We start from the raw sequence: 1,302 nt of genomic DNA, 5'->3' as shown, positions 1-1,302 counted from the left end.
AAAAGGAAAAAGAAAAGAAAAAAGCCTGACAGAAGAAATGATTTGTTGGAGGAAAAGAGATGCAGACCGTATCCAGCTATGGCGTAGAATTACGAAAACAGAATATCCCAGTCCGCCAGACACTGGAAATCTACCGGTCTGCGGTCTGTTACCTGACAGAAATATATGAGCAGGTGTGGGAAGAACTGGCAGAGATACCGGATGCCAAAAGGCGGTTTAATGCTGCAGAGCATCTGGTGCATACTACAAAAAAGAATCCTGCACGCTTTGATTTTGATCTTCGCTTTCCGAAGATGCCGTCCTACCTGAGGCGAGCCGCAATCCAGCATGCATTGGGAAGTGTATCTTCTTACGAAACACGGATGGATCTGTGGGAAAAGTCAGGAGAAAAAGCAGGGAAACCCAGACTGGCGTATGAGAATCATGCCATGCCTGTTTTTTATCGTGATGTCATGTACAGAGAGGAAAAAGAAGGAAAAGACGAAGCATACCTGAAACTGTATGATGGTCATGACTGGAAATGGTTTTGTGTGCGTTTAAATCACACAGATATGGAATATCTGCGCAGGAACTGGTCGGGGAAAAAGGCATCAGCCCCGACACTGGAGAAAAGGCACCATAAATATTTCCTGCGTTTTTCTTATACGGAAGAAGTGACACTTACGAAGACACCGGTAAAAGAACAGATCATCTGTAGTGTGGACTTGGGAATCAATACCGATGCGGTCTGTACCATTATGCGGGCAGACGGAACTGTCCTGGGGAGAAAATTTATCAATCATCCCAGTGAAAAAGACCGGATGTACCGCACACTGGGCCGGATCCGAAGATTCCAGAGGGAACACAGCTCTGCGCAGTCACGGGGAAGATGGGCATATACGAAACGCCTGAACATAGAGCTGGGAAGAAAAATTGCAGGTGCGATCGTAAAAAATGCAGAAGAGAACCATGCAGATGTGATCGTATTCGAGTATCTGGAAATGCAGGGAAAGATATCCGGAAAGAAAAAACAGAAACTGCATCTGTGGAGAAAACGGGATATCCAGAAACGCTGTGAGCATCAGGCACACAGAAAAGGAATGCGGGTATCCAGAGTCTGCGCATGGAATACGAGCAGGCTTGCATACGATGGCTCCGGAAGTGTGTCCCGTGACCCGAAAAATCACAGTCTTTGTGTATTCCAGACAGGAAAAAGATATAACTGTGACCTGTCGGCATCGTATAATATCGGAGCAAGATATTTTATCAGAGAACTTTTAAAACCCCTTCCGGTAACGGAAAGGTCTTTGCTGGAGGCAAAAG

General features: G+C 45.9%; 1 protein-coding gene. It reads left to right on the top strand.

What is annotated here, in order from left to right; genetic code table 11:
* Positions 1-59 precede the first annotated feature (59 nt).
* Positions 60-1,302, top strand: a 1,243-nt coding sequence (locus LJE09_RS17175) for an IS200/IS605 family accessory protein TnpB-related protein (protein WP_227311595.1), incomplete at its 3' end; no start/stop codon positions are given.

The organism is Blautia sp. DFI.3.45 (genome assembly GCF_020593505.1).
Classification (GTDB): Bacteria; Bacillota; Clostridia; order Lachnospirales; family Lachnospiraceae; genus Blautia_A; species Blautia_A wexlerae.
Note: the sequence above shows the minus strand (reverse complement) of the source record. Positions and strands in the feature narration are given on the sequence as shown.